The organism is Streptomyces sp. MNU89 (assembly GCF_020982505.1).
In the GTDB taxonomy this organism is placed as follows: domain Bacteria; phylum Actinomycetota; class Actinomycetes; order Streptomycetales; family Streptomycetaceae; genus Streptomyces; species Streptomyces xinghaiensis.
In genome coordinates this window covers 2,068,213-2,092,928 of record NZ_JAJKLL010000001.1, presented here as the reverse complement: position 1 = coordinate 2,092,928, position 24,716 = coordinate 2,068,213, and the positions used below count along the sequence as shown (strand labels likewise).

The following is a 24,716-nucleotide window of genomic DNA, read 5'->3' as shown; positions in this document are numbered from 1 at the left end:
AATCCCGCCGATCAGGCCGGGAACGGGACGGGTGCCGGGGCCGGGGAGCGCCGGGTGGACCCGGGCGTCGTGGCGGTGACGCGGGAGCGCCGCTGCCCGGGGGCGCTTGGACCGGAGCGCGCGCCGGGGTTACGCGCGGGTAGGTACGTACCGGCTTGTTGTGAGCCGTACGGGTTCTCCGCAGATCGGCTTCCCCGCCCCCGTCGCCCCGCAACAGCGCTGTACTGACTGGTACGTGCAAATTATTTGGGATGCCCGGTATCGGAACACCAGGGCACTCCGGCTCGTTATTCACGACGTGAGCACGACACCACCTGTTCTCGCCGCGGAACTGGCGCAGGCGTGGGCCGACATTCAACGGCACCACCCCGAGCTGCCGGATCTCGCCGCGCCCGAATCCCTGATCGGAGAGTCCTCGTCCGCCTGCGGCGCGGAGCTCTCCTTCGAACGACTGCTCCACGAAGCAGTCCACGGCATCGCCGCCGCCCGCGGTATCCGCGACACCTCGCGGGCCGGCCGCTACCACAACCGCAGATTCCTGGCGGTGGCCGAGGAGCTCGGGCTCGACCACTCCGAGGAGCCGCATCCCAGCAGCGGCTTCTCGCTGGTCGTCCTCAGCCCCGAGGCGAAACGGCGGTACCGGCCCACCATCGAGCGGCTGAACCGCGCGCTGAAGGCGCACTCCGCCGCGACCGCCGGTGACGCCGGCCGCAGCTTCCGCGGCCCCGCGGCCCGGCACGGCTCGTCCGGCGGCGGAGTCCGGGTCAAGGCCGTGTGCGACTGCGGGCGCAACGTCCGGGTCGTCCCGTCCGTGCTGGCCCAGGCCCCGATCGTCTGCGGCGGCTGCGGCAAGCCGTTCAGAATCCCCGAGGCCGCCGCCGCGCTGACGCCGCCGCACCGCCCCGCGTCCCCCCCCGCCGCCACCGGCCCCGGGGTGCGTGCGGTGCCCCCGGGGGCGTGCGGCGGCGCCCCCGCGATATGGCAGAATGGGCCGTTGAGTACTCGGCAGCCGGACCGGACCCCTCTCTCCCTCGGCTGACGCGTCCATCGAGCACCCGGAACCCCGCAACCCCACGCGGGGCGCCGTGCTGCTCAAACACGTCATAGAGCAGGAGACACCACTCCCGTGGCAGTCAAGATCAAGCTGAAGCGCCTGGGCAAGATCCGGTCGCCTCACTACCGCATCATCGTCGCCGACTCCCGTACCCGCCGTGACGGCCGGGCCATCGAGGAGATCGGTCTGTACCACCCGGTGCAGAACCCGTCCCGCATCGAGGTCGACTCCGAGCGCGTCCAGTACTGGCTGAGCGTCGGCGCGCAGCCGACCGAGCCGGTCGCGGCCATCCTCCGGGTCACCGGTGACTGGCAGAAGTTCAAGGGCCTCCCGGCCCCCGAGCCGATGCAGGTCCCCGAGCCCAAGGCCGACAAGCGCGCGCTCTTCGAGGCCGCCGCCAAGGACGCCGGTGACGAGCCCAAGGGTGAGGCGATCACCCCGAAGGCCAAGAAGTCCGAGAAGAAGGCGGACGAGGCTGCCGCTCCGGCGGACGCCAAGTCGGCCGAGTCCACCGAGGCCTGATGATGCTCGAGGAGGCCCTCGAGCACCTCGTGAAGGGGATCGTCGACAACCCCGACGACGTTCAGGTCGCCTCGCGCAACCTGCGCCGGGGCCGGGTGCTGGAGGTCCGGGTCCACCCCGAGGACCTCGGCAAGGTGATCGGCCGCAACGGCCGTACCGCCCGCGCCCTGCGGACCGTCGTGGGCGCCCTCGGCGGCCGCGGTATCCGCGTCGACCTCGTCGACGTGGACCAGGTTCGCTGACACGCACAGCACCGGCGCGGGCCGGGGCGGGCCCCGGCCCGCCCCGGCCCGCGCCCGTCCGCGGACCAGAAACAGGACGACGGGGAGCGCGCCGCACGGACGGCGGCCCGGACCCCGCGGCCATCCACCGGGAATGACGGCGGCGCGAGCGGCCACCGCGACAGGCGGCGGCCCCGCCGCAAAAGAGAGGCGCAGTGCAGCTGGTAGTCGCGCGGATCGGCCGCGCCCACGGCATCAAGGGCGAGGTCACCGTCGAGGTGCGGACGGACGAACCGGAACTCCGGCTCGCACCCGGCGCCGTCCTGGACACGGAGCCGGCCTCCGCCGGACCGCTCACCATCGAGACCGGCCGGGTGCACAGCGGCCGGCTGCTGCTCCGCTTCGCGGGCGTACGGGACCGCAGCGGTGCCGAGGCGCTCCGCAACACCCTGCTGATCGCCGAGGTCGACCCGGAGGAGGTCCCGGAGGACCCCGACGAGTACTACGACCACCAGCTGATGGACCTCGACGTGGTCACCACCGACGGCACCGCGGTCGGCCGGATCACCGAGATCTCCCATCTCCCGTACCAGGACCTCCTGGTGGTGGAGCGGCCCGACGGCAGCGAGGTCCTCATCCCCTTCGTCTCCGAGATCGTCCCGGAGGTGGACCTCGGGGAGCAGCGCGCGGTGATCGACCCGCCGCCCGGCCTGCTCGACGAGGCCGGCGCCGAGATCGCGGGCAGCCGGGACACCGGGCCGGGGGCCGCCGACGGCAAGGCCGGCGCATGAGGCTCGACGTCGTCACCATCTTCCCGGAGTACCTGGAACCGCTGAACCTCTCCCTGGTCGGCAAGGCACGGGCCCGCGGGCAGCTCGACGTGCGGGTGCACGACCTGCGGGAGTGGACCCACGACCGGCACAACACCGTGGACGACACCCCGTACGGCGGCGGTCCCGGCATGGTCATGAAGCCGGAGCCGTGGGGCGAGGCGCTCGACGCCGTCATCGCCTCGGGTGACGGGGAGGAGCGGCCGGTCGTCGTCGTCCCCACCCCGGGCGGCGAGCCGTTCACCCAGGAGATGGCCGTCCGGCTCGCCGAGCGCCCCTGGCTCGTCTTCACCCCGGCGCGTTACGAGGGCATCGACCGGAGGGTCGTCGAGGAGTACGCGCGGGAGTACGAGCTGCTGGAGGTCTCCATCGGCGACTACGTCCTGGCCGGCGGCGAGGCCCCGGTGCTGGTGATGACCGAGGCGATCGCCCGGCTCCTCCCCGGTGTGCTCGGCAACGCCGAATCCCACCGCGACGACTCCTTCGCGCCCGGCGGGATGGCCGGGCTGCTGGAAGGCCCCGTCTACACCAAGCCGCCCGTCTGGCGCGGCCGCTCCATCCCCGAGGTGCTGGTCAGCGGCCACCACGGCCGGATCGCCCGCTGGCGGCGCGACGAAGCCCTGCGCCGCACCGCCCGCAACCGGCCCGATCTGATCGCCGGCCGCGACCCCGCCGCGTTCGACCGGTACGACCGCCGGATCCTCGCCGAACTCGGCTGGGAGGTGACGGCGGAGGGCCGATTTGGGCGGGTGCCCACCGCCGTGGAAGAATGAGCCGCTGTTGTGCGTCCGGCGCGCGCCCCTGCCACAGGGGGAACGACGCCCGCCCGCCGCACTCGCCGCCGGTTCCGGCGGAACCCCGCATCTCGCACCCTTACGTACCGCTGATGACCTGTGGCATCGGCGAGGAAAGCAGACGGTCATGAACCTTCTCGACAGTGTCGACTCCGCATCGCTGCGCAGCGACGTCCCCGCGTTCCGCCCCGGCGACACCGTGAACGTCCACGTCCGCGTCATCGAGGGCAACCGCTCCCGTGTCCAGCAGTTCAAGGGCGTCGTCATCCGCCGTCAGGGCTCCGGCGTGCGCGAGACCTTCACGGTCCGCAAGGTCAGCTTCAGCGTCGGCGTGGAGCGCACCTTCCCGGTGCACACCCCGATCGTCGAGAAGATCGAGGTCGTGACCCGCGGTGACGTCCGCCGCGCCAAGCTGTACTACCTGCGCGAGCTCCGCGGCAAGGCCGCGAAGATCAAGGAGAAGCGCAGCTGAACCATCGCCGGAGGTCCATCCCGCCCGGCCGGTTAGGCTTTTGGGGCGATGGACACCGACGAACAGCTTTCCGAGCGCGACCGCTCTCCCGCACCCCCTGAGGGGCGGCAGACGCGGTCGCGCTCGGTGCGTTCCGGCCGCGGGGGCCGGCCGCGGTTCCCCGGCCGCGGCCCGTGGCGGCGCGCCGGGGTGCTGGTGGCCCTCTCCGTCGCCGGGGTCTCGCTGCTCAGCGCCTGTGTGGTGCAGCCCTTTCTCATCCCCAGCGGCTCGATGGAGCCCACTCTCCGGACCGGCGACCGGGTGCTCGTGAACAAGCTCGCCTACGGATTCGGCAACGAACCGGGCCGCGGAGACGTAGTGGTGTTCGACGGCACCGGTTCGTTCGTCCACGACGGGCGCTCCGGTGGCGTGCTGACCGGACTGCTGCGCGAGGCGGCAGCCGCCGTGGGACTCGCGGAGCCGGACGGGACCGACTACGTCAAGCGCGTGGTGGGGATCGGCGGTGACCGGGTCACCTGCTGTGACGAGCGGGGGAGGATCAAGGTGAACGGCGTGGCCCTCGACGAGGACTATCTGCTTCCGGGCGACAGCCCGTCCCAGGTGCCCTTCGACATCGTCGTGCCGTTGGGCAGACTCTGGGTCATGGGTGACCACCGCAGCGACTCCCGCGACTCCCGCGACCATCTCGGTGAGCCCGGTGGCGGCACGGTGCCCGTCGGCCGGGTGATCGGCAGGGCCGACTGGATCGGATGGCCGGCCCGGCACTGGACGTCCCTCACCGTGCCGGAGGATTTCGCACGCGTGCCCGATGGGCCGGCCGCCGGGCGGGGAGGCCGCCATGGGTAACCGCGGAAAGCCGCGGGGCGGCCCCGACCGTGACATGCGCCTGCCGACGGGGTCGCGTCCCACCGGCGGGCGGCTGACCGGCGGGCGGGCCGAACGGCGCCGTGCCGCGCAGCGCATCAAGCGCCGGCGCCGCCGTTCGGCGATCCGGGAGGTGCCGATCCTCATCACCGTGGCCGTCCTGATCGCGCTGGGGCTCAAGACCTTCCTCGTGCAGGCGTTCGTGATCCCGTCGGGCTCGATGGAGCAGACCATCCAGATCGGCGACCGGGTCCTGGTGGACAAGCTGACGCCGTGGTTCGGCTCGAAGCCGCAGCGGGGCGACGTCGTGGTGTTCAAGGACCCGGGCGGCTGGCTGGAGGGTGAGCAGATCAGCACCGAGGAGGACCCGGTGGGGATCAAGCAGGGGAAGCAGCTGCTGACCTTCATCGGCCTGCTGCCCTCGGACGACGAGCAGGACCTGATCAAGCGCGTCGTCGCGGTCGGCGGGGACACGGTGCGGTGCTGTGACCCGGACGGCCGGGTCACCGTCAACGACACGGCGATCAACGAACCGTACCTCCACCCCGGCAACTCACCCTCCGAGCAGCGGTTCGAGGTGGCGGTCCCGCCGGGCCGGCTCTTCGTCATGGGGGACCACCGGTCGAACTCGGCGGACTCCCGCTTCCATCTCCAGGAGACCGCGAACGGCACGGTCCCGGAGGACCTGGTGGTCGGCCGGGCCCTGTGGATCGCCTGGCCGTTCGACCACTGGAGCCGGCTGGAGGAGCAGGAGACCTACGCCTCGGTGCCCGACCGGAGTGGCGCGGCGACACCCGCGGCCGCCCTGGTTCCGCGGAGTGACAGGCCAGGGGCCCATACTGGGGGTCCCGGGCCCGAGCCGGCCCGGGAACGGCAAGCGATGATCCATCTCCCGATCCCTGCGGAACTCCCGCTCGTTATGGGAGTGGTGGGCCTGCGCCGTGCGCGGGCCAAGCGGCAGTGCGGAGTGAGGAGTGGATGTGGGGGATGTGGCCGTCGGCGCACGAACCGGTCAGGACGAACCCGAGGAGCGCCCGGAGGACGGGGAGCGTTACGGAGACGCGGACGGCGGTGAGGAAGGCGCTGTGAAGGGGAAGAAGCAGCGGTCCTTCTGGAAGGAGTTGCCGATCCTCATCGGAATCGCGCTGCTCCTGGCCCTTCTCATCAAGACCTTTCTGCTCCAGGCCTTCTCGATCCCCTCCGACTCGATGCAGAACACGCTCCAGCGCGGGGACCGGGTGCTGGTGGACAAGCTGACCCCCTGGTTCGGCTCCGAACCGGAGCGGGGTGAGGTCGTCGTCTTCCACGACCCCGGCCGCTGGCTCGGGGAGATGCCCGAGACCGAGTCCGGTCCGGTCGCCTCCGCGGTGCGCAATGTCCTCAGCGCCGTCGGGCTGATGCCGTCCGCGGAGGACAAGGACCTGATCAAGCGGGTCATCGGGGTGGGCGGTGACACCGTCGAGTGCAAGAAGACCGGTCCCGTCGAGGTCAACGGCAAGGCGCTCGACGAGACGTATCTCCACCCCGGGGACACGCCCTGCGGGGACAAGGAGTTCGGCCCGATCAAGATTCCGGAGGACCGGATCTGGGTGATGGGCGACCACCGTCAGAACTCCCTCGACTCCCGCTACCACCAGGACCTCCCCGGGAACGGCACCGTTCCGGTCGACGAGGTGGTGGGACGCGCGGTGGTCGTGGCCTGGCCGCTCGACCGCTGGTCGACCCTCCCCGTCCCGGACACCTTCGACCAGAGGGGACTGAACGCCGTGGCCGCCGGGGCGGCCCCCGCGGCCCTCGGGTTCGCCGGTGCGGTGCCGCTGGTGCTGTGGCGCCGCCGGCGGCTGCTCGCGCGGGACGCGGGCGGGGCCGCCGGGACGTCGCCCGTGGCGGTGTCCGGGGCGGCGCCCGTGACGGTGACGGAAAAGCCGGAGCGGGACGGCTGACCGCGTCCCGTACCGCCGGGTAGGGTGCCGTCCCGGAGCACCGAGGCGGGGAGCGGGAATGACGACAGCGGGACGGACGGCCGGCGGCCGTCGCACAGCGGGCGGAATCCTGTCCGGACTGGCGGTGGCCGTCGGCTGTGTGCTGTTCCTGGGCGGATTCGTCTGGGCGGCACTGCTCTACCAGCCCTACACCGTCCCGACGGACTCCATGGAGCCGACCGTCAACGCGGGTGACCGCGTACTGGCGCAGCGGATCGACGGCGGGGAGGTCCGCCGCGGCGACGTGGTGGTCTTCACCGACTCGGCCTGGGGCGACCTCCCCATGATCAAGCGAGTGGTGGGCGTCGGCGGGGACAAGGTCGTCTGCTGCGACGCGGACGGCCGGCTGACCGTGAACGGCGAACCGCTCGAGGAACCGTATCTGCGGAGCACCGGGCCCGCCTCTCCGATGGAGTTCACCGCGGAGGTGCCCCGCGGGAGCGTGTTCCTCCTGGGCGACCGGCGGAACACCTCCCTGGACTCGCGAGAGCATCTGACCGACGGCGACCAGGGCGCGGTGCCCGCGAGCGCGGTGAGCGCCCGGGTGGACGCCGCGGTGTGGCCGGCCGGCTCCTTCGGCATGGTTTCCCGTCCCGCGCCCTTCGCGGAGCTTTCCGGCGGGGTGTCCGAGCCCGGTCCGCTGCGGCCGCTCTCCGTGGCTGCCGCCGCGGGCGTGGTGCTGATCCTCGCGGGGGCCGTGCACGGGCCGCTGGCCCGCCGGGCCGAGCGGCGGCGCACGGCGGGGACCGGTGGCTGAGGAGTGGCGGAAGGTCGCGCGCGTCGTCCTGCTCGACCCCGCCGACCGGATCCTGCTGCTGCACGGACACGAACCCGCCGATCCCCGGCGTTCCTGGTGGTTCACCCCCGGCGGCGGGGTCGAGCCCGGGGAGAGCCGGGAGGAGGCGGCCCGGCGTGAACTGGCCGAGGAGACGGGGATCACGGAGGTGGAGCTGGGGCCCGTGCTCTGGCGGCGCGCCTGCTCCTTCCCGTTCGACGGGCGCCGCTGGAACCAGGACGAGTGGTACTACCTGGGCAGGACCGGGCAGACCGGCACCGACGACACCGGCCGCACCGAGCTGGAACGGCGCAGTATCACCGGCCTCCGGTGGTGGACCTCCGGGGAACTGTCCACGCTGCGTGAGACGGTGTATCCGACCAAGCTCGCGGAGCTGCTGCGCACGCTGCTCGCCGAGGGTCCTCCGAGTGCGCCCGTGGTCCTGGAGGCGGAACGGGCCTGACGCACAATAGGGGGACGCCCGGCTGAAGGGGACCATGTCATGAGCGCCGAAGACCTCGAAAAGTACGAGACCGAGATGGAGCTGAAGCTCTACCGGGAGTACCGCGACGTCGTCGGCCTGTTCAAGTACGTGATCGAGACCGAGCGGCGTTTCTATCTGACGAACGCCTACGAGATGCAGGTGCACTCGGTGCAGGGGGAGGTCTTCTTCGAGATCTCCATGGCGGATGCCTGGGTGTGGGACATGTACCGGCCCGCCCGGTTCGTGAAGCAGGTCCGGGTGCTGACCTTCAAGGACGTGAACATCGAGGAGCTCAACAAGAGCGACCTCGAACTGCCGGACGAGTCCGGCTTCAACCGGTGAGGGCGGGCCGGTGGCGGCGGGCCCCGGGGCTTGGCGCGGTGTCGCGGGGATGCGGCGCCGTGGGCTCCGGTGCCGCGGGGGCGGGGCCGGAGGCCGGGTTCGGGTGTGTGGTGGCGGCCCGCTGAGGCCCTCGGCTCACCCGTACGAGTGAGCGAGTTTTCCACAACCGGCGAGTAGTCCACCGTTCCAGACCAAGATCCACTTCATGCCCCCGCTTCCGGGACAGTCGGTCCCGGAGGTGGTGCCGATGAACGCGCGAGGAGCGCTCGGCCGCTACGGAGAAGACCTGGCGGCCCGACGGCTGGCCGATGCCGGCATGACGGTGCTGGAGCGCAACTGGCGCTGCCGCGAGGGCGAGATCGACATCGTCGCCCGGGACGGCGACGCCCTGGTGATCTGCGAGGTCAAGACCCGACGGGCCGGTGGCCGCGAGCACCCCATGGCGGGCGTACCGGTCCGCAAGGCGGCGCGGCTGCGCCGGCTCGCGGCGCGATGGCTGCTGGAGCGCTGGCCGGCGCCACAGCCGCCGCCCGGAGGCGTCCGGATCGACCTGGTGGGGGTCCTGCTGCCGGGGCGCGGTGCGCCCGTGGTCGAGCATGCGCGGGGGGTGGCCTGATGGGGTTCGCGCGCACCTGCTCGGTGGCGCTGGCCGGGATCGAGGGCGTGGTGGTCGAGGTGCAGGCGGATCTCGAACCCGGGATCGCCGCCTTCACCCTCGTCGGGCTGCCGGACAAGAGCCTGGTGGAGAGCCGGGACCGGGTCCGGGCCGCGGTGGTCAACTCCGGCGCCGAGTGGCCGCAGAAGAAGCTCACGGTCGGGCTCAGCCCGGCCTCCGTCCCCAAGAGCGGCAGCGGCTTCGACCTGGCCGTGGCCTGCGCCGTCCTGGGCGCGGCGGAGCGGATCGATCCGCGGCGGATCGCGGATCTGATGATGATCGGCGAGCTCGGTCTCGACGGGCGGGTGCGCCCGGTCCGGGGTGTGCTTCCGGCCGTGCTGGCCGCGGCGGAGGCCGGTTACGAGCAGGTGGTGGTCCCGGAGCAGACGGCGGCCGAGGCGGCCCTGGTGCCGGGGGTCGCCGTCCTCGGAGTGCGCAGCCTGCGGCAGCTGATCGCCGTGCTGGCCGGTGAAGCCGTTCCCGAGGAGGAGCCCCGGGAGGCCGGGCGTCCGGACCCGATGCTCGCCGGGCTCGCCCTCCCGGGCTCGGGTGCGGCCGCCGGGCTGGCCTCCCGGCCGGCGGACGGCGGCGGCCCGCTGCCGGATCTCGCCGACGTCGCCGGCCAGCGGGCCGCCCGGACGGCGCTGGAGGTGGCCGCCGCCGGCGGGCACCACCTCTACCTGAAAGGTCCTCCGGGAGCAGGCAAGACGATGCTGGCCGAGCGGCTTCCCGCGCTGCTTCCGCCGCTGACCCGGCGGGAGTCCCTGGAGGTGACGGCCGTGCACTCGGTGGCGGGCGTCCTCCCGCCCGGCAAGCCGCTGATCGACACACCCCCCTACTGCGCGCCGCACCACTCCGCGACCATGCCGTCGCTGGTCGGCGGCGGGAACGGCCTGCCGAGGCCCGGGGCCGTGACCCTCGCTCACCGCGGCGTTCTCTTCCTCGACGAGGCCGCCGAGTTCGGCGGCCGGGTGCTGGACGCCCTGCGGCAGCCACTGGAGTCCGGGCACGTCGTGGTGGCCCGCAGCGCGGGCGTCGTACGGCTGCCGGCCCGCTTCCTGCTCGTCCTGGCCGCCAACCCGTGCCCCTGTGGCAGGCACTCGCTGTCCGGGGCGGGCTGCGAGTGCCCACCCGCCGTCGTCCGGCGGTACCAGGCGAGGCTTTCCGGCCCGCTGATGGACCGGGTGGATCTTCGGGTCGGCGTCGAGCCGGTGGGGAGGCGGGCCCTTCTGGAGGGCGGCGGGCGGCGAGCCCACCGCGGTGGTGGCCGGGCGGGTGCTCCAGGCCCGGGAACGGGCCTCGGCCCGGCTGGCCGAGAGCCCGTGGCGGCTCAACGGCGAGGTGCCGGGGCACGAGCTGCGCACCCGGTGGCGGCCGGAGCCCGGCGCGCTGCGAGAGGCGGAACGGGACATGGAGCGGGGGCTGCTCACCGCGCGCGGTCTGGACCGGGTGCTCCGGGTGGCGTGGACGGTCGCCGATCTCGCGGGCAACGACCGGCCCGCGGCCGCCGACGTGGCCCTGGCTCTCCAGCTGCGCACCGGCGTCAGCCGGGGAGCGGTACCGGTCGGGGAGCCGGTATGACGGACGCCGCGGAGCAGGAGCGCCGGGCGCGGGCGGCCCTCACCCGGATCGTGGAACCGGGCGACGAACTGGCCGGGCGGTGGCTCCGGGAGCGGGGACCGGTCGCTCTGCTGCGGCTTTTCCTCGGGCGGGGCAGGGCGCCGTCCGAGGTCAGCGAGGAGCGGATGGCCGGCTACCGGGCCCGGGCGGCCGGGGCCGATCCGGTGGCGGCGCTCCGCGCCGCGGAGGCCGCCGGTATCCGGTTCGTCTGCCCGGGAGACCAGGAGTGGCCCGGACAGCTGGACGATCTGGGCGATGCCCGCCCCCTCGGTCTCTGGGTGCGCGGAAGACCGTCCCTGCGGCTCTGGGCGCTGCGGTCGGTGGCCGTCGTCGGGGCCCGGGCGTGCACGGACTACGGCGCGCACGCGGCCACCGCCCTCGGCGCCGGTCTCGCGGAGCGGGGCTGGGTGGTGGTCTCCGGCGCGGCCTACGGGATCGACGGCGCGGCGCACCGCGGGGCGCTCGCCGCGGGCGGTGCCACCGTCGCGGTCCTCGCCTGCGGAGTGGACCGTGCCTACCCGCGCGGCCACACCGAGCTGCTGCGGCGCATCGCCGACCAGGGCCTGCTGGTGGCGGAACTCCCGCCGGGCGGGCACCCGACACGAAGCCGCTTCCTGCAGCGCAACCGGGTCATCGCCGCGCTCACCCGCGGCACGGTGGTCGTGGAGGCGGAGTACCGCAGCGGATCGCTCGTCACCGCCCGCCGGGCCCAGCGGCTGGGCCGGCTGTCCGCCGGCGTGCCCGGCCCCGTGACCTCCGGTCTGTCCGCGGGAGTCCACGAACTCCTGCGCGGGGAGGCCACCCTGGTCACGGACGCGGACGAGGTGATCGAGCTCGTCGGCGGCATCGGGGAGCTGGCCCCCGGCCGGAACGGCCCGGTGGTCGCCCGGGATCTGCTGGCACCGCTCACGGCCCGGGTGCTCGACGCCCTGCCGGCCCGGCGCGAGGCGGACACGCGGGAGATCGCGCGGGAAGCGGGCACGGACGGCGACGAGGCGAGAGCACGGCTGTACGAATTGCTCTCGTTGGGATTCGTCGAACGGCGCGGCGACCGATGGCGCCTGGCCCGCCCGGCCGGCGGTCCTGCGCTCCGTCCGGAAGACGGCCTCTGACCTGCTGCGACCGGGTGACGGGCGGCGGTCCGCCGCCGGGCCCGTCTTCACACCGGAGCACCACGCCCATCGCACGCGTCCCACGCGCCACTCGACGGGCGTAACTCCGCGGTGCGGTCAGCGGAACGTATCTGCGCATGAGATACCCGCAATCCTTCGCACGCTGCTACGGGACAGTCACGCTACGCTTACGGGAGTCCTGGCTCCGACCGACGATTTCACCCTGACGGCAGAACGGCTCAAGGCGACGAATGCCCCAGCACACCTCCGGGTCTGACCGCGCGGCAGTGCCACCCGCCGCCCGCGGCAGCGTGCGCCCCGCCGCCCCCTCGTCGCTCGACGAGCTCTGGCGGTCGTACAAGGACACGGCTGACAGCCGGCTGCGGGAACAGCTGATCCTGCACTACTCGCCCCTGGTGAAGTACGTGGCCGGGCGGGTGAGCGTGGGCCTGCCGCCCAACGTCGACCAGGCCGACTTCGTGTCTTCCGGCGTCTTCGGGCTCATCGACGCCATCGAGAAGTTCGACCCCGGGCGGTCCATCAAGTTCGAGACCTACGCGATCACCCGTATCCGCGGAGCGATGATCGACGAACTGCGCGCGCTGGACTGGATTCCCCGCTCGGTGCGGCAGAAGGCCCGAGCCGTCGAACGGGCCTATGCCACGCTGGAGGCCGCCCTGCGGCGTACCCCCACCGAGGCCGAGGTCGCCGAGGAGATGGGGATCTCCCCGGAAGAACTGCATCAGGTCTTCAGCCAGCTCTCCCTGGCCAATGTGGTGGCCCTGGAGGAGTTGCTGCACACCGGCGGCGAGGGCGGCGACCGGCTCAGCCTGATGGACAAGCTGGAGGACACCGCGGCGGACGACCCCGAGGAGGTCGCCGAGGACCGCGAGCTGCGGAGGCTGCTGGCCCGGGCCATCAACACCCTCCCGGAGCGGGAGAAGACCGTGGTCACCCTCTACTACTACGAGGGGCTGACCCTCGCCGAGATCGGCCAGGTCCTCGGCGTCACGGAGAGCCGGGTGAGCCAGATCCACACCAAGTCCGTTCTCCAACTGCGGGCCAAACTGGCCGACGTCGGGCGCTGACCCCCGCTCGCGGAGGGCACTGTTGCCCGGGCGCTCGCCGTCGGCGGGCGCTCGTCCGTAGAGTGGACGGGTGCCAAGGATTCGAGCGGCCTCCGTGGCCGAGCACCGGACCATGCAGCGCGGCGCCCTGCTCGACGCCGCCCGATCCCTGTTGTCCGAGGGCGGAACGGAGGCACTGACCTTCCCCGCCCTCGCCGAGCGCACCGGACTGGCGCGCTCCTCCGTCTATGAGTACTTCCGTTCCAGGGCAGCCGTCGTCGAGGAGCTGTGCGCTGTCGACTTCCCGGTGTGGGCCGCGGAGGTCGAGGCGGCCATGGCCGTGGCCGGCACGCCCGAGGAGAAGATCGAGGCGTATGTGCGGCGGCAGCTGGCCCTGGCCGGGGACCGGCGCCACCGGGCGGTGGTGGCCATCTCCGCCGGTGAACTGGACGCCGGGGCGCGGGAGAAGATCCGTGCCGCGCACGGAGGCCTGATCGCGCTCGTCGTCGAGACCCTCGGCCACCTCGGACACCGGCAGCCACGGCTCGCGGCCATGCTTCTGCAGGGAGTCGTGGACGCGGCCGTCCGCCGGACCGAACTCGGGGCGGCGGAGAGCCCGGAGGAGATCACCGAGGCGGCGGTGGCCATGGCGCTGCGGGGCGTGCGGGGCGGCTGACTCCGCTTCCCACCGCACCGAACTCCACCGCACCGCCCCCCGCAGCGCCGCAACACCCGTCCCGGCTCCCGGCCGTCGGCAGGCCACCGCCCGCCCGGTGTTCAGGCATCGGGCTCGGGTACGCCGAAGACCGGCAGCAGGCGGGACGGGGCGCCGCGCAGTATCCAGCCCGGCAGCAGCGACAGCGGATCCAGATACTCCTCTCCGCGCAGCAGGCCCCAGTGGAGGCAGGCGGTCCGGCAGTGGAACGGCCCCCGGTCCAGCACCCCGACAGGCTGTCCGGCCGTCACCCGGTCCCCCTTCTCCACCTCGGCCGTCACCGGCTGGTAGGTGATACGGAGCGGAGGCTCGCCCGTACCGTCCAGTTCCACCGACACCACGCCGCGGCCCGCGACGACACCCGCGAACGAGACGCGGCCCGGCGCCGCGGCGCGTACCGTCCGGCCTGCCCGGGAGGCCAGGTCCACCCCGCGGTGACCGGCCGCGTACCGCGAGGGCGGCGGTTGCCAGGCCCGCAGGACCCTCGGCCGCCGGCCGGCGCCGTCCGTTCCGCCGACCGGCCAGGCACGGGGGCCGCGGGTGAGGTCCCGGGCCGTCCGCGGTCCGGCTCGCCGGCCCGTTCCGCCGTCGTCCGGGCGGGGCCGGGCGTCCGGGCGGCCCGTGGCGGGCCCGCCCGCTTCCCCGCCCGCTTCCCTGGCCGCCTCCGCGGCGGCGAGGGACGGCGATGCGGAGGCGGCGCCCGTGCCGGGCCCGGGACCGGGCGGCCGGGACACGAGCAGCCATACCGCGAGCAGCGCGCAGGCCGCCGCCGGCCCGCAGCGCGCCCGGCGGCCGGGGGCCGCCGCCGTGCGCCATTCCGTGCTCCGGGCGGCCACCCGGAAGCGTTCTCCTTCTCGGTACCGCCGCCCGGTCCGTGCCCGGTGCGGCCCGCGCCCCGCCGCTTCGTTCCTCCGCATGGGGCGACGGTCCCGCATCCGCCGGCCACCGCGCGGATCTTGGACGCAACCTGTGGATTACCGGCCGGTTGTGGACAACTCGGTGCCGGATCCCGGGACCCGCGTTCCGCCTCCGGACCGGTCCTGTCCGTGTCGTCCGGGGGTGTGGCCGTCCCGTACACTTCTGGTGGCGATCCGGGTGACCGGATCGACTTCGCACGCCCCGCCACCGTCGCGTCAGACCTCTCAGGCAGCGCGGTGGCCGCGTCCCTCGGTCCTCGGAAGAGCCTTTTCCGCGGCACGGCGCGCCGGGGCGTCAGGCACGGCGGCCGCCCGGCCGCGGTGGAACCGAGAATGTCAAGGAGTACGGCCATGGCCGTCGTCACGATGCGGGAGCTGCTGGAGAGCGGCGTCCACTTCGGGCACCAGACCCGTCGCTGGAACCCGAAGATGAAGCGTTTCATCTTCACCGAGCGCAACGGCATCTACATCATCGACCTGCTCCAGTCGCTGTCGTACATCGACCGCGCCTACGAGTTCGTCAAGGAGACCGTCGCGCACGGCGGTTCCATCATGTTCGTCGGTACCAAGAAGCAGGCGCAGGAAGCCATCGCGGAGCAGGCGACCCGCGTCGGCATGCCGTATGTCAACCAGCGCTGGCTGGGCGGCATGCTGACCAACTTCTCGACCGTCTACAAGCGTCTGCAGCGCCTCAAGGAGCTCGAGCAGATCGACTTCGAGGACGTGGCCGCCTCCGGCCTCACCAAGAAGGAACTGCTCGTCCTCTCCCGCGAGAAGGCGAAGCTGGAGAAGACCCTCGGCGGTATCCGCGAGATGCAGAAGGTGCCCAGCGCCGTCTGGATCGTGGACACCAAGAAGGAGCACATCGCCGTCGGCGAGGCGCGCAAGCTCAACATCCCGGTGGTCGCGATCCTCGACACCAACTGCGACCCGGACGAGGTCGACTACAAGATCCCGGGCAACGACGACGCGATCCGCTCCGTCACCCTGCTCACCCGTGTGATCGCCGACGCCGCCGCCGAGGGCCTCATCGCCCGCTCCGGCGCGGCCACCGGCGACCAGAAGCCGGGCGAGAAGGCCGGCGAGCCGCTGGCCGAGTGGGAGCGCGACCTCCTCGAGGGCGGCGACAAGAAGGCTGCCGAGCAGCCGGCCGCCGCCGAGGCCGAGAAGCCGGCCGAGGCCCCCGCCGCCGAGAAGCCGGCCGAGGCCCCCGTGGCCGAGGCCGCCGTGGCCGAGGCGCCGGCTGCCGAGGCACCCGCCGAGGCCCCGGCCGCGGACGCCGAGAAGGCCTGACCCCAGCGTCACGGCTGACGACGGCGGGGGCCCGGTGCCCCCGCCGTCCACCCGTAGATCCGATCGATCGACTTTCGAGAAGAGATTGACAGACCATGGCGAACTTCACCGCCGCTGACGTCAAGAAGCTCCGTGAGCTCACCGGCGCCGGCATGATGGACTGCAAGAAGGCGCTGGACGAGGCGGAGGGCAACGTCGACAAGGCCGTCGAGATCCTGCGCGTCAAGGGCCAGAAGGGCGTGGCCAAGCGTGAGGGCCGCAGCGCCGAGAACGGCGCCGTCGTCTCCCTCATCGCGGACGACAACAAGTCCGGCGTCCTGCTGGAGCTGAAGTGCGAGACCGACTTCGTCGCCAAGGGTGACAAGTTCCTCGCCGCCGCCAACGCGCTGGCCGCTCATGTCGCCAAGACCTCCCCGGCCGATCTGGAGGCCCTGCTGGCCTCGGAGATCGAGTCGGGCAAGACCGTCCAGGCGTATGTGGACGAGGCCAACGCCACTCTCGGCGAGAAGATCGTCCTGGACCGGTTCGCGCAGTTCGAGGGCGGCTACGTCGCCACGTACATGCACCGCACCAGCCCGGACCTCCCGCCGCAGGTCGGCGTGCTCGTCGAGCTCGAGCAGGAGAACGCCGAGGTAGCCAAGGACATCGCGCAGCACATCGCCGCGTTCGGTCCGAAGTACCTCTCCCGCGACCAGATCCCGGCCGAAGCGGTCGAGAACGAGCGTCGCGTCGCCGAGGCCACGGCGCGCGAGGAGGGCAAGCCCGAGGGCGCCCTGCCGAAGATCGTCGAGGGCCGGGTGAACGGCTTCTTCAAGGAGAACTGCCTCCTCGACCAGGCGTTCGCCAAGGACAACAAGAAGACCGTCCAGAAGGTTCTGGACGAGGCCGGTGTCACGCTGAAGCGCTTCGCCCGCATCCGCGTCGGCGCCTGAGTCCGGTCAGCGACAGCGGAAAGCGCCCGCCGCCGCTAAGGTCGGGGGCAGCTGGCCGACGGCGTGCCGGACGGCCGCAGAGGTGACGAGGAGGCCATTGCCGCAGAGGGATCAGCAGACCCCGTACGGCAGTGGCCTTCTTCGTCTGTGCACGAGGAGATCTCCATGAATCAGGACGCCGACAAGGCCGGTAAACCCGATCACGGTCCCCAGCGGGGCCGGTTTCTGCTGAAGCTGTCCGGCGAGGCCTTCGCCGGCGGGGGCGGCCTCGGCGTCGACCCGGACGTCGTGCACAAGATGGCCCGGGAGATCGCCGCCGTCGTCCGTGACGGCGCCGAGATCGCCATCGTCATCGGCGGCGGCAACTTCTTCCGGGGCGCCGAACTCCAGCAGCGCGGCATGGACCGGGCCCGCTCCGACTACATGGGCATGCTGGGCACGGTCATGAACTGCCTCGCGCTCCAGGACTTCCTGGAGAAGGAGGGAATAGACTCCCGCGTCCAGACCGCCATCACGATGGGCCAGGTCGCGGAGCCGTACATCCCGCTCCGGGCGGTGCGGCACCTGGAGAAGGGACGCGTCGTCATCTTCGGCGCCGGCATGGGGATGCCGTACTTCTCCACCGACACCACCGCTGCCCAGCGCGCGCTGGAAATCGACGCGCAGGCCCTGCTGATGGGCAAGAACGGCGTCGACGGGGTGTACGACTCGGACCCGCGGAAGAACCCCGACGCGGTGAAGTTCGACGCCCTCGAGTACAGCGAGGTCATCACCCGCGGCCTCAAGGTCGCCGACGCCACCGCCATCACCCTGTGCATGGACAACAAGCTGCCGATTCTCGTCTTCGAACTTCTCGCCGAAGGCAATATCGCGCGTGCGGTGAAGGGTGAGAAGATCGGCACGCTGGTGAGCGACCAAGCGACCAGGGCCTGACCCGGGAGGGCCGGCCCGATACGGGGATGGACAACAGCCTGCCGGTCGGACACCGTGCAGGAGTAGACGCGCGCAGGGGCGAGGCTCTGCTTACTGATAACACCAGGAGCAAGTGGTGATCGAAGAGACCCTCCTCGAAGCCGAGGAGAAGATGGAGAAGGCCGTCGTGGTCGCCAAGGAGGACTTCGCCGCGATCCGCACCGGCCGTGCGCACCCGGCGATGTTCAACAAGATCGTGGCGGACTACTACGGGGCGATGACGCCGATCAACCAGCTGGCGTCGTTCTCGGTCCCGGAGCCGCGGATGGCCGTGGTGACCCCGTTCGACAAGAGCGCGCTGCGCAACATCGAGCAGGCGATCCGCGACTCCGACCTCGGGGTCAACCCGAGCAACGACGGCAGCATCATCCGCGTGGTGTTCCCCGAGCTGACGCAGGAGCGCCGCAAGGAGTACATCAAGGTCGCCAAGCACAAGGCCGAGGACGCGAAGATCTCGATCCGCAGCGTCCGGCGCAAGGCCAAGGAGACCATCGACAAGTTCATCAAGGACGGTGAGGTCGGCGAGGACGAGGGCCGCCGCGCCGAGAAGGAGCTCGACGACACCACCGCGAAGTACGTGGCACAGGTGGACGAGCTGCTCAAGCACAAGGAAGCCGAGCTGCTCGAGGTCTGATGAACGACTCTTCCCGGGGCGCCCCGCCGCACGCCGGTTACGGGGGACCGCCCGGTCAGGGGCCCGTGCGGCCTCCCGCGGCGGGTCCCCCGCACGGGGCAGGCGATGCGGCGCAGACTCGGCCCATGCCCATCGTGCCCCCCGCAGGCGGCGACCAGGACGACCGCGACGGACACGACCGGGGGGCCGCTCGCCCGAGCGGCCCCCCGGTCCACGCGAACCGCCCGGCCGGAGCCCATCCGTCTCCCGCGACGCCGCCCCGCAAGCGCGCGGGCCGCGATTTGCGGGCCGCGATCGGCGTGGGGGTCGGCCTCGGCGCGGTGATCCTCGCCTCGCTGTTCTTCGTCAAGGACGTCTTCGTCGGGGTGATCGCGGCCGCGGTCGTGGTCGGTCTCTGGGAGCTGACCTCCCGGCTGCGCGAGCAGAAGGGCATCAGCGCGCCACTGGTGCCGCTGGCCCTCGGCGGCGTCGCCATGGTCGTCGCGGGATACCTGCGGGGCCCGGAGGGCGCCTGGGTCGCCATGGCGCTCACCGCGCTCGCCGTCCTGGCCTGGCGGATGACGGACGCCCCGGAGAACTACCTCCGTGACGTCACGGCCGCTCTCTTCGCCGCCTTCTACGTGCCGTTCCTCGCCACCTTCGTGGCGCTGATGCTGGCCGCCGACGACGGCGCCTGGTGGGTGATGGTCTTCCTGGTGCTCACCGTGGTCAGCGACACCGGCGCCTACGCCGTCGGCTGGCGCTTCGGCACGCACAAGCTCGCGCCGCGCATCAGCCCCGGCAAGACGCGCGAGGGACTGCTCGGGGCGGTCGGCTTCTCCATGGTGGCCGGCGCGCTGTGCCTGGAGTTCCTGATCGACGGGGGCAGTTGGTGGGAGGGCCTGCTGCTCGGCCTGGCGGTCGCGGGCAGCGCCACCCTGGGCGACCTCGGCGAGTCCATGATCAAGCGGGACCTCGGGATCAAGGACATGGGCACGCTGCTCCCCGGCCACGGCGGGATCATGGACCGTCTGGACTCGCTGCTGCCCACCGCTCCGGTGGCGTGGCTGCTGCTGGTGGTCTTCACCGGCTCGGGCTGAGTTTTCCCGCGCACGCGAGACCCCTGCCGCAGCGCTTCGGCAGGGGCCTTGGCGCCTCTCCGGCGGCGGACCGCGGCCGGGTGACGGGAGCCTCGTCCGCGGGGCGCCGGGGGACCGTCCGGCGTCTGCGACACTGGAGGAATCATGCCTAAGCCCGGAGAACTCACCTTTGCCGTGCCGCGCGGGGCCAAGAAGCCGCCGCGGCATCTTGCCGACCTCACCCCCGCCGAGCGCCGCGACGCCGTGGCGGCCATCGGCGAGAAGCCGTTCCGGGCCGGCCAGGTCTCGCGTCACTACTTCGCCCGGTACGCCGACGACCCGGCGGCCTGGACGGACATCCCGGCGGCGGCCCGTGAGAAGCTCGCGGCCGAACTGCTGCCCGAACTCATGACCGTCGTGCGGCACATCAGCTGCGACGACGACACCACCCGCAAGACGCTGTGGCGGCTCTTCGACGGCACGCTCGTCGAGTCGGTCCTGATGCGCTACCCGGACCGGGTCACCATGTGCGTCTCCTCGCAGGCCGGCTGCGGGATGAACTGCCCCTTCTGCGCCACCGGCCAGGCCGGTCTCGACCGCAATCTGTCGACCGCCGAGATCGTGCACCAGATCGTGGACGGCATGCGGGCGCTGCGGGACGGCGAGATCCCCGGCGGGCCGGCCCGGCTGTCGAACATCGTCTTCATGGGGATGGGCGAGCCGCTCGCCAACTACAACCGCGTCGTCGGCGCCATCCGGCGGCTCACCGACCCCGAGCCGGACGGCCTCGGGCTCTCGCAGCGCGGCATCACCGTCTCCACCGTCGGTCTCGTCCCGGCGATGCTGCGCTTCGCCGACGAGGGCTTCAGCTGCCGGCTCGCGGTCTCGCTGCACGCCCCGGACGACGAGCTCCGCGACACCCTCGTGCCGGTCAACACCCGGTGGAAGGTGCGCGAAGTGCTCGACGCCGCCTGGGAGTACGCCGAGAAGTCCGGCCGCCGGGTCTCCATCGAGTACGCGCTGATCCGCGACATCAACGACCAGGCCTGGCGCGGCGATCTGCTCGGCCGGCTGCTCAAGGGCCGCCGCGTGCACGTCAATCTCATCCCGCTCAACCCGACGCCCGGCTCGAAGTGGACCGCCTCGCGGCCCGAGGACGAGAAGGCGTTCGTGGCCGCGCTGGAGGCGCACCGGGTGCCGGTGACCGTCCGGGACACCCGGGGCCAGGAGATCGACGGCGCATGCGGTCAGCTGGCCGCAGCGGAGCGCTGATATCGTCGTTTCGAACGTCTATTCCGACAGGGGAGCGCACAGCGCTGAGAGTGCGGCAGCAGCCGCAGACCCTCGAACCTGAACCGGGTCATACCGGCGTAGGGAGTTCGGTCACCACTCGACAAGCTGTCGTGCCCTGCCCGCTTCAGGGGAGGCACCACTCATGACCACGCACCTCCGCGGACGGTCCGCCGCCGCGCTGCTCGTCACCGCGCTGGGCATCACCTCGCTCGCCGCGTGCGGCGACTCCGGTGATCCGGCCGGGAAGGACGGTGGCGAGACCGCGGCCGTCACCCTGGTCACCCATGACTCGTTCGCCGTCTCCGACGACGTGCTGAAGGAGTTCACCGAGCAGACCGGCCGCAAGGTCGAGATCCTGCGCGGCGGCGACGCCGGCACGACCGTCAACCAGGCCGTGCTGTCCAAGGGCAACCCGCAGGGCGACGTCCTCTTCGGCGTCGACAACACCCTGCTCCCGCGCGCCCTCGACCACGGGATCTTCACGCCGTACGAGGCCAGGGGCCTGGAGAAGGTACCGGAGGAACTCCGGCTCGACCGGGGGAAGCACCGGGTCACGCCCGTCGACTACGGCGACATCTGTGTCAACTACGACCGCGGCTGGTTCGAGAAGAAGCGGCTCGCGCCGCCGGAGACCTTCGCCGACCTGGTCGAGCCCGCGTACAAGGACCTGCTGGTCACCGAGAACGCCGCCACCTCCTCGCCGGGGCTGGGCTTCCTCCTCGCCACCGCGGCCGAGTACGGCGACGACGGCTGGCAGGACTACTGGAAGAAGCTCAAGGCCAACGGTGTCGAGGTGGTCGACGGCTGGGAGCAGGCCTACAACGACCGCTTCTCCGGCTCCGGCGGCGGCAAGGGCAAGGGCGACAAGCCCCTCGTCGTGTCCTATGCCTCCAGCCCGCCCGCCGAGGTGCTGGGGCAGGACCCGCTGCCCGAGGAGGGGCCGACGGGGGTGGCAAAAGGCACCTGCTTCCGGCAGACCGAGTTCGCCGGGCTGCTGGACGGCGCCGAGAACCCCGAGGGCGGCAAGGAACTGCTGGACTTCCTGCTGAGCGAGACCTTCCAGGAGGACGTGCCGCTGCAGATGTTCGTCCACCCCGCCCGCACGGACGTCAAGCTGCCGGAGGTCTTCACCCGGTACGGGGAGACGATCGAGAAGCCCGCCTCCCTGGCCCCGGAGAAGATCGCCGAGAACCGTGAGCGGTGGGTCAAGGCATGGTCCCAGCTCGTTCCGAGGTGACCGCCGGGGCGGAGCCGGCCCCGGTTCCGCCCTCGTCGCCGTCCGCACCGCCTCCGCCCGTTCCGCCGTCACCGGCGGGGCGGCGGCCGGGCGGGCTGCCGGGCCGCGGCTCCGGCACCGCGGTCCGGCTCGCGCTGATGGCCGTTCCGGCGGCCTTCTTCGCCCTGTTCTTCGTCCACCCGGTGGCCGCGATCGTGGCCCGGGGGCTGCGCGACGGGGGGCGGTGGCGGTTCGGCCGGGCCGGCGCGGTGCTGACGGACCCGCTCGTCCTGGACGTGCTCTGGTTCACCGCGTGGCAGGCGGCGGCGTCCACGGCGCTGACCGTGGCCGTCGCGCTGCCGGGCGCCTATGTCTTCGCCCGCCTCGACTTCCCCGGCAAGCGGCTGCTGCGGGCGCTGGTGGTGGTGCCGTTCGTCCTGCCCACCGTCGTGGCCGGCTCGGCCTTCCTGGCGCTGCTGGGACGCGGCGGACTGCTGGACGAACTGTGGGGCGTCCGGCTGGACACCACGGTGTGGGCGATTCTGCTCGCCCATGTGTTCTTCAACTACGCGGTCGTGGTGCGGACGGTCGGCGGCCTGTGGGCGCAGCTCGACCCGCGCCAGGAGGAGGCCGCGCGGATGCTCGGCGCGAGCCGCCTCACCGCCTGGCGCCGGATCACCCTGCCGGCGCTGGCGCCCGCCGTCGCCGCCGCGGCGCTGATGGTCTTTCTCTTCACCTTCACCTCCTTCGGGGTGGTCCAGATCCTCGGCGGTCCGCGGTACTCGACGCTGGAGGTCGAGATCTACCGGCAGACCGCACAATTGCTCGACCTGCCGACGGCGGCCGTGCTGACGCTGCTGCAGTTCTGTGCCGTCGGCGGCCTGCTCCTGCTGCACGCCCGGACGGTGCGGCGGCGCGAGAGCGCGCTGCGGCTGGTCGATCCCGCGCACACCTCCCGCCGTCCGCGCGGCGCCGGCCAGTGGGCCCTGCTGGGCTCCACGGTGACGGTCATCGCGCTGCTGCTCCTGCTGCCGCTGGGGGTGCTCGTCGAGCGCTCGCTGGACGCACCGGACGGCTACGGCTTCGCCTTCTACCGGGCGCTGGGGTCCGAGGAGGGCGGGACGTTCACCGTGGCGCCGCTGGAGGCGGTGGGCAACTCCCTGGCGTTCGCGGCCGTGGCCACCCTGATCGCCCTGGTGGTCGGCGGTCTGGCCGCGGCGGCCCTGACCCGGCGGGCCGGGAGACTCGTACGGGGTTTCGACGCGCTGCTGATGCTGCCGCTGGGCACCTCCGCCGTGACGGTCGGCTTCGGCTTCCTCATCGCGCTCGACGAGCCACCCCTGGACCTGCGGTCCGCCTGGATCCTGGTGCCGCTGGCGCAGGCCCTGGTCGGCGTGCCGTTCGTCGTCCGCACCATGCTGCCCGTCCTGCGCGCGGTCGATCCGCGGCTGCGCGAGGCGGCCGCCGTGCTGGGCGCCTCCCCGCTGCGCGCCTGGCGCGAGGTGGACCTGCCGCTGGTGCGGCGGGCGCTGCTCGTCGCCGCGGGCTTCGCCTTCGCCGTCTCGCTCGGGGAGTTCGGTGCCACCGTCTTCATCGCCCGTGCCGACACTCTCACCCTTCCGGTCGCCGTGGCCCGGCTGCTGGGCCGGGCCGGCGCACTGCCGTACGGGCAGGCGATGGCGCTCAGCACGATCCTGATGCTGGTCTGCGCGGTGTCCCTGCTGCTTCTCGAACGCGTCCGCACCGACCGCTCCGGCTCCGGGGAGTTCTGACATGCCCTCCGACACCACTCCGGGCACGGCCCCCGTCACCGCCCCCGGCTCTCCTCCCGGCACCGGGGAGGCCCCGCCGCCCGGCCCGCCCTGCTGCGGCTGGACGGGGTGACCGTCCGCTTCGGCGACCGCGCGGTGCTCGACGCGGTGGACCTGGAGGTCCCCGAGCAGCGGACGGTGTGCGTGCTCGGGCCGAGCGGCAGCGGCAAGTCCACCCTGCTGCGCGTGGTGGCCGGTCTGCAGCGGCCGGACGCCGGCCGGGTGACCCTCGCCGGGCGCGACCAGGCGGGGGTGCCCGCGCACCGGCGCGGCGTCGGACTGATGTTCCAGGACCACCAGCTCTTCCCGCAGCGGGACGTCGGCGGCAATGTTGCCTTCGGCCTGCGCATGCGCAAGGTGCCGCGCGCCGAGACCGAACGCCGCGTCGCCGGTCTCCTCGACCTCGTCGGGCTGCCCGACGCCGGGCGGCGCGCGGTGTCCTCGCTGTCCGGCGGCGAGCAGCAGCGGGTGGCACTGGCGCGCGCCCTGGCCCCGGAACCGCAGCTCCTGATGCTGGACGAACCGCTGGGCCAGCTCGACCGGACACTCCGCGAGCGGCTGGTCGTCGAACTCCGCGAGCTGTTCCGGCGGCTGGGGACGACCGTGCTGGCGGTCACCCACGACCAGAGCGAGGCCTTCGCCCTCGCCGACCGGGTGGTCGTGATGCGGGAGGGCCGTGTCGCCCAGACCGGCACGCCCCTGGAGGTCTGGCGTCGGCCCGCCTCGGAGTTCGTCGCCCGCTTCCTCGGCTTCGACAACGTGATCGAAGGGCTGGTGCGCGACGGGGCCGCCGACACCCCCTGGGGCCGGCTGCCGGTGGAGCCGGGCTCCGCCCGGGGCACGCGCCGGCTGCTCGTCCGCCCCACCGGGGTCCGGCTGGTGCCGGCCGCCGACGGCCTGCGCTGCACCGTCGCGGCCCGTACTTTCCGCGGCGACCAGGTCTCCCTGCTGCTCCGCCCCGGGACGGGACCGCTCCTGGAGGCGTCCTGCCCCCTGCGCGACGCCCCGGAGACCGGTACGGAGGTGGGCGCGGCGTTCACCGCCGAGGACGTAGTGGTGCTGGCCGCGGGGGAGTAGCCCC

Annotated in this window: 25 protein-coding genes, 2 pseudogenes and 1 riboswitch; of the genes and pseudogenes, 26 read left to right on the top strand and 1 reads right to left on the bottom strand. The window is 72.7% G+C overall.

Features of this window, described 5'->3' with window-relative positions; genetic code table 11:
- Nucleotides 1-298: 298 nt before the first annotated feature.
- The 17 genes and pseudogenes from E4N63_RS08875 to E4N63_RS08795 form a co-directional block, all read left to right on the top strand.
- A pseudogene (locus E4N63_RS08875) lies at nt 299-886 on the top strand (hypothetical protein); the annotation flags it as partial.
- 240 nt (nt 887-1,126) lie between these two features.
- Nucleotides 1,127-1,576 (top strand): 30S ribosomal protein S16, encoded by a 450-nt coding sequence (gene rpsP / locus E4N63_RS08870; RefSeq protein ID WP_043469837.1) that lies wholly within the window; start codon nt 1,127-1,129, stop codon nt 1,574-1,576.
- 2 nt (nt 1,577-1,578) lie between these two features.
- Nucleotides 1,579-1,818: an RNA-binding protein gene (locus E4N63_RS08865; RefSeq protein WP_030544502.1), complete on the top strand. Its 240-nt coding sequence runs from the start codon at nt 1,579-1,581 to the stop codon at nt 1,816-1,818.
- Nucleotides 1,819-2,012: 194 nt separating this feature from the next.
- On the top strand, nt 2,013-2,588 hold the full coding sequence (rimM, locus tag E4N63_RS08860; protein ID WP_125622888.1) for a ribosome maturation factor RimM: 576 nt from the start codon (nt 2,013-2,015) through the stop codon (nt 2,586-2,588).
- A complete protein-coding gene (gene trmD / locus E4N63_RS08855; RefSeq protein ID WP_230240373.1) occupies nt 2,585-3,400 on the top strand; it encodes a tRNA (guanosine(37)-N1)-methyltransferase TrmD in 816 nt (271 codons plus the stop codon). The genes rimM and trmD overlap by 4 nt, the downstream gene beginning before the upstream one ends.
- Before the next feature lie 148 nt (nt 3,401-3,548).
- A complete protein-coding gene (gene rplS, locus E4N63_RS08850) occupies nt 3,549-3,893 on the top strand; it encodes a 50S ribosomal protein L19 (protein WP_019709833.1) in 345 nt (114 codons plus the stop codon).
- Nucleotides 3,894-3,941: 48 nt separating this feature from the next.
- Nucleotides 3,942-4,739: a signal peptidase I gene (gene lepB / locus E4N63_RS08845; RefSeq protein ID WP_125622886.1), complete on the top strand. Its 798-nt coding sequence runs from the start codon at nt 3,942-3,944 to the stop codon at nt 4,737-4,739.
- Nucleotides 4,732-5,832 carry a signal peptidase I gene (lepB, locus tag E4N63_RS08840; protein ID WP_125622885.1) on the top strand — a complete coding sequence of 367 codons (1,101 nt, stop codon included), beginning with the start codon at nt 4,732-4,734 and terminating at the stop codon, nt 5,830-5,832. Before lepB (E4N63_RS08845) ends, lepB (E4N63_RS08840) begins: the two co-directional genes overlap by 8 nt.
- Nucleotides 5,747-6,700 (top strand): signal peptidase I, encoded by a 954-nt coding sequence (gene lepB, locus E4N63_RS08835; RefSeq protein WP_125622899.1) that lies wholly within the window; start codon nt 5,747-5,749, stop codon nt 6,698-6,700. The genes lepB (E4N63_RS08840) and lepB (E4N63_RS08835) overlap by 86 nt, the downstream gene beginning before the upstream one ends.
- A gap of 58 nt (nt 6,701-6,758) precedes the next feature.
- The gene (gene lepB, locus E4N63_RS08830) at nt 6,759-7,496 is read left to right on the top strand and encodes a signal peptidase I (RefSeq protein WP_125622884.1); all 738 of its coding nucleotides are present in this window, start codon (nt 6,759-6,761) and stop codon (nt 7,494-7,496) included.
- On the top strand, nt 7,489-7,977 hold the full coding sequence (locus E4N63_RS08825) for an NUDIX hydrolase (RefSeq protein WP_019709828.1): 489 nt from the start codon (nt 7,489-7,491) through the stop codon (nt 7,975-7,977). The genes lepB (E4N63_RS08830) and E4N63_RS08825 overlap by 8 nt, the downstream gene beginning before the upstream one ends.
- 39 nt (nt 7,978-8,016) lie before the next feature.
- On the top strand, nt 8,017-8,340 hold the full coding sequence (locus tag E4N63_RS08820) for a DUF2469 domain-containing protein (protein ID WP_019709827.1): 324 nt from the start codon (nt 8,017-8,019) through the stop codon (nt 8,338-8,340).
- A 247-nt stretch (nt 8,341-8,587) separates the two neighbouring features.
- The gene (locus tag E4N63_RS08815; RefSeq protein WP_019709826.1) at nt 8,588-8,956 is read left to right on the top strand and encodes a YraN family protein; all 369 of its coding nucleotides are present in this window, start codon (nt 8,588-8,590) and stop codon (nt 8,954-8,956) included.
- Nucleotides 8,956-10,576, top strand: a pseudogene (locus E4N63_RS08810) (YifB family Mg chelatase-like AAA ATPase). The gene E4N63_RS08815 and the pseudogene E4N63_RS08810 overlap by 1 nt, the downstream one beginning before the upstream one ends.
- The gene (dprA, locus tag E4N63_RS08805; protein WP_125622882.1) at nt 10,573-11,727 is read left to right on the top strand and encodes a DNA-processing protein DprA; all 1,155 of its coding nucleotides are present in this window, start codon (nt 10,573-10,575) and stop codon (nt 11,725-11,727) included. Before E4N63_RS08810 ends, dprA begins: the two are co-directional and overlap by 4 nt.
- Before the next feature lie 251 nt (nt 11,728-11,978).
- Complete coding sequence (whiG, locus tag E4N63_RS08800; RefSeq protein ID WP_125622881.1) at nt 11,979-12,815, top strand: RNA polymerase sigma factor WhiG; 837 nt, start codon at nt 11,979-11,981, stop codon at nt 12,813-12,815.
- 112 nt (nt 12,816-12,927) lie between these two features.
- Complete coding sequence (locus E4N63_RS08795; RefSeq protein ID WP_095757970.1) at nt 12,928-13,470, top strand: TetR/AcrR family transcriptional regulator; 543 nt, start codon at nt 12,928-12,930, stop codon at nt 13,468-13,470.
- Between the two features lie 101 nt (nt 13,471-13,571).
- On the opposite strand, the gene E4N63_RS08790 is transcribed toward E4N63_RS08795, so the two are convergent.
- Nucleotides 13,572-14,345, bottom strand: a complete 774-nt coding sequence (locus E4N63_RS08790; RefSeq protein ID WP_228430089.1) for a M23 family metallopeptidase — start codon at nt 14,343-14,345, stop codon at nt 13,572-13,574.
- Between the two features lie 432 nt (nt 14,346-14,777).
- Between E4N63_RS08790 and rpsB the strand changes: the two genes are divergently transcribed.
- From rpsB to E4N63_RS08745, 9 genes are all read left to right on the top strand, one after another.
- A complete protein-coding gene (gene rpsB, locus E4N63_RS08785) occupies nt 14,778-15,719 on the top strand; it encodes a 30S ribosomal protein S2 (protein ID WP_125622879.1) in 942 nt (313 codons plus the stop codon).
- 95 nt (nt 15,720-15,814) lie between these two features.
- Nucleotides 15,815-16,651 carry a translation elongation factor Ts gene (gene tsf, locus E4N63_RS08780; RefSeq protein ID WP_125622878.1) on the top strand — a complete coding sequence of 279 codons (837 nt, stop codon included), beginning with the start codon at nt 15,815-15,817 and terminating at the stop codon, nt 16,649-16,651.
- Nucleotides 16,652-16,816: 165 nt separating this feature from the next.
- Nucleotides 16,817-17,584: a UMP kinase gene (gene pyrH, locus E4N63_RS08775; RefSeq protein ID WP_019709819.1), complete on the top strand. Its 768-nt coding sequence runs from the start codon at nt 16,817-16,819 to the stop codon at nt 17,582-17,584.
- Nucleotides 17,585-17,699: 115 nt separating this feature from the next.
- Complete coding sequence (gene frr, locus E4N63_RS08770; protein ID WP_019709818.1) at nt 17,700-18,257, top strand: ribosome recycling factor; 558 nt, start codon at nt 17,700-17,702, stop codon at nt 18,255-18,257.
- Nucleotides 18,257-19,336: a phosphatidate cytidylyltransferase gene (locus tag E4N63_RS08765; RefSeq protein ID WP_230240372.1), complete on the top strand. Its 1,080-nt coding sequence runs from the start codon at nt 18,257-18,259 to the stop codon at nt 19,334-19,336. Before frr ends, E4N63_RS08765 begins: the two co-directional genes overlap by 1 nt.
- 144 nt (nt 19,337-19,480) lie before the next feature.
- Nucleotides 19,481-20,587, top strand: a complete 1,107-nt coding sequence (gene rlmN / locus E4N63_RS08760; RefSeq protein WP_125622876.1) for a 23S rRNA (adenine(2503)-C(2))-methyltransferase RlmN — start codon at nt 19,481-19,483, stop codon at nt 20,585-20,587.
- An 18-nt stretch (nt 20,588-20,605) separates the two neighbouring features.
- Nucleotides 20,606-20,710: riboswitch (TPP riboswitch) on the top strand.
- A gap of 40 nt (nt 20,711-20,750) precedes the next feature.
- Nucleotides 20,751-21,845, top strand: a complete 1,095-nt coding sequence (locus tag E4N63_RS08755; protein WP_230240371.1) for a thiamine ABC transporter substrate binding subunit — start codon at nt 20,751-20,753, stop codon at nt 21,843-21,845.
- Between the two features lie 137 nt (nt 21,846-21,982).
- Nucleotides 21,983-23,596: an iron ABC transporter permease gene (locus E4N63_RS08750; RefSeq protein WP_125622875.1), complete on the top strand. Its 1,614-nt coding sequence runs from the start codon at nt 21,983-21,985 to the stop codon at nt 23,594-23,596.
- Nucleotides 23,597-23,704: 108 nt separating this feature from the next.
- Nucleotides 23,705-24,712, top strand: a complete 1,008-nt coding sequence (locus E4N63_RS08745; protein ID WP_308188668.1) for an ABC transporter ATP-binding protein — start codon at nt 23,705-23,707, stop codon at nt 24,710-24,712.
- Nucleotides 24,713-24,716: the final 4 nt, after the last annotated feature.